The organism is Streptomyces sp. MB09-02B (genome assembly GCF_033794485.1).
Lineage (GTDB): Bacteria > Actinomycetota > Actinomycetes > Streptomycetales > Streptomycetaceae > Streptomyces.
In genome coordinates, this window is sequence record NZ_JARGEE010000731.1 from 1 (window position 1) to 2446 (window position 2446).

General features: G+C 71.6%; 2 protein-coding genes and 1 pseudogene. All 3 read left to right on the forward strand.

Annotated elements, in window-relative coordinates:
* Positions 1-23 precede the first annotated feature (23 nt).
* Positions 24-425, forward strand: a pseudogene (locus P1P70_RS43395) (roadblock/LC7 domain-containing protein); the annotation flags it as partial.
* Between the two features lie 146 nt (positions 426-571).
* Positions 572-919: a DUF742 domain-containing protein gene (locus P1P70_RS43400; RefSeq protein ID WP_319247839.1), complete on the forward strand. Its 348-nt coding sequence runs from the start codon at positions 572-574 to the stop codon at positions 917-919.
* Positions 900-2168, forward strand: coding sequence for a cytochrome P450 (locus tag P1P70_RS43405; RefSeq protein WP_413471688.1), 1269 nt, complete (start codon positions 900-902; stop codon positions 2166-2168). Before P1P70_RS43400 ends, P1P70_RS43405 begins: the two co-directional genes overlap by 20 nt.
* The last annotated feature ends 278 nt before the right edge of the window (positions 2169-2446 follow it).

Below are 2446 nucleotides of genomic sequence, written 5' to 3' on the forward strand. Positions count from 1 at the left end.
CACCTGGAAGGCGACCACACCCCATGACCGGCACCGGCACCACCGCCGACGACAGGCTCACCTGGCTCATGGAGGGGTTGCTGGAACGCACTCCGGGCGCCCGGCACGCGCTCGTCCTCTCCCGGGACGGCCTGAAACTGTGCCGTACGCCCGAGCTCTCCGTCGACCAGGCCGACCAGCTGGCCGCGATCGCCGCCGGCATCCAGTCGCTGTCCCACGGGGCGTCCATCCAGTTCGGCGACGGCAGCGGGGGCGTGCGGTCGGCGATGACGGAGTTCTACGGCGGGGTCCTGTTCATCGTGGAGGCGGGCGAGGGCGCGCATCTGGCCGTGGTGACGGACGAGGAGGCGGACCCCGGGCTCGTCGGGCACACCATGAGCGAGCTGGTCGAACAGTTGGGCGAGCACCTGAGCGCACGGCCCCGCCACCCGACGCACACGGCTGCCGCCGGCACGACCGGTACGGCGAGCACGACCGGCACGGCGAGCACCACGGGTACGGCGAGCACCACGGGTACGGCGGCCACGACGACGACCGTGGTCACGGCCACTGCTCTGGCGCCCCGTACGTCATGAGCCGGCCCGGCAGGGACGACCTGCCCGACCGGCTGTACACGCTCACCGGCGGCCGCAGCCGATCCGCGCCCGGAGCGCCGCTCGACCTGGTGACGCTGGTGGTCGCGGAGAGCCAGCCGACCCCGGGCATGCAGTCGGAGCACGTGACGATCCTCCGGCTGACGGAACGTCCGACGGCGGTGGTGGAGATCGCCGCCGAGCTGCGGCTGCCGGTGAGCATCACCAAGGTGCTGCTCTCCGACCTCCTGACGGCGGGCCGGGTGAGCGCCCGGCATCCGAACCAGGCCACGCTGGTCGATCCGGACATTCTGGAGCAGGTGTTAGTTGGACTTCGCAACCTCTGAGAACGGTGACGGCCACTCCGTGGCCGGTGCCGCGCCCGTGCCCGTGCCCCTCTTCGGTGCGCGTTTCCGTGGCGAACCCGCCTGCCTGTACCGGGAGTTGCGGCGGGAGCACGGGGAGGTCGCACCCGTGCTGCTGGACGGGGGCGTACCGGCGTGGCTGGTGCTGGGCTACCGCGAGCTGCACCAGGTGACGAGCGAACCCGAGTTGTTCAGCCGGGACTCCCGGCTGTGGAACCAGTGGCCGGGCATTCCGGCCGACTGGCCGCTGCTGCCCGTGATCAGCCCGGAGCAGCCCTCGGTCCTCGGCACGGTCGGCGAGCGGCACCGGCAGCGCGCGGCGCTGATCGAGGAGGCTCTGGAGGCGGTCGAGCCGCTGGAGCTGCGCGGTCATGTCGAGCGGTTCGCCGACGAGTTGATCGACGTGGTGTGCGGGGTGGGCGCGGCTGATCTGGTGGGACAGTTCGCCGCACCGCTGCCCGCGCGGGTGCTGGCGTTCCTGTTCGGGTTCCGGGAGGAGCACACGCCCGGGCTGGTGGCGGCGCTGAACGACATCCTCGACGGTCAGGACCGGGCGGTGGAGGCCGAGGAGTACCTGCGGACGGCGATGGCCCGGCTGGTGGCGGAGCGCCGGCAGCGGCCCGGGGACGACGTGGTGTCGCGGCTCCTGGCGAACGCGCGTGCGTACGAGGTGACGGTGGAGGAGGTCACGCACGATGTGATGGTGATGCTGGCGGTGGGGCACCAGCCGACGGCCGACTGGATCGGCAACTCGCTGCGTCTGATGCTGACGGACGAGCGGTTCGCGGCGTCGCTGTTCGGCGGGCGCAGCAGTGTGGCCGAGGCCATGAACGAGGTGCTGTGGGAGGACGCGCCGATCCAGAACGCGGCGGGGCGGTGGACGACGCGGGACACGCGGCTCGGTGGCCGTGTCCTCCGTGCGGGTGACCTGGTGCTGCTGGGGCTGCAGGGGGCGAACTCGGATCCGCGCGTCCGGACCCACGGTTCCGCGCTGACGGGTGGCAACAACGCGCACTTCTCCTTCGGCCACGGTGAGCATCGGTGTCCGTTCCCGGCGCGGGAGACCGCGGAGGTCATTGCGCGGACGGGCATCGAGGTGCTGTTGGACCGGCTTCCCGACCTGGACCTCGCGGTCCCGAGCGGGGCCCTGACGCGCCGTCCCTCGCCGTGGCTGCGGGGGTTGGTGGAGTTGCCGGTGCGGTTCTCGGCTGGGCCTGCGCGTGGGGCTTGAGCTCGGAGTTTTTCGCCCCCGCCGCCCTTTCCCGTCCCATCCCCAGGGGCTGCGCCCCTTCGACCCCCAGGCGTCCGTCCGGTGGGGGCTGGTCGCGCAGTTCCCCGCGCCCCTGAAAAAAGCGGGAATGCGCCCTGCCGTTTTTCTGGGGGGCGGGGACTGTACCCTATACACATCTCGCAGCCCACGGGCCAGGTGCAAATGCCGGCTACCGTCTTCGCGTCGTAACAAAGACACATCTGGCACAAACGCGTGGAAGATGCCCTCGCGCCGGTGCC

What these genes read in the sequence shown, in the direction of transcription:
- P1P70_RS43400 (WP_319247839.1), top strand. Translation starts at nt 572, where the DNA reads ATGAGCCGGCCCGGCAGGGACGACCTGCCCGACCGGCTGTACACGCTC.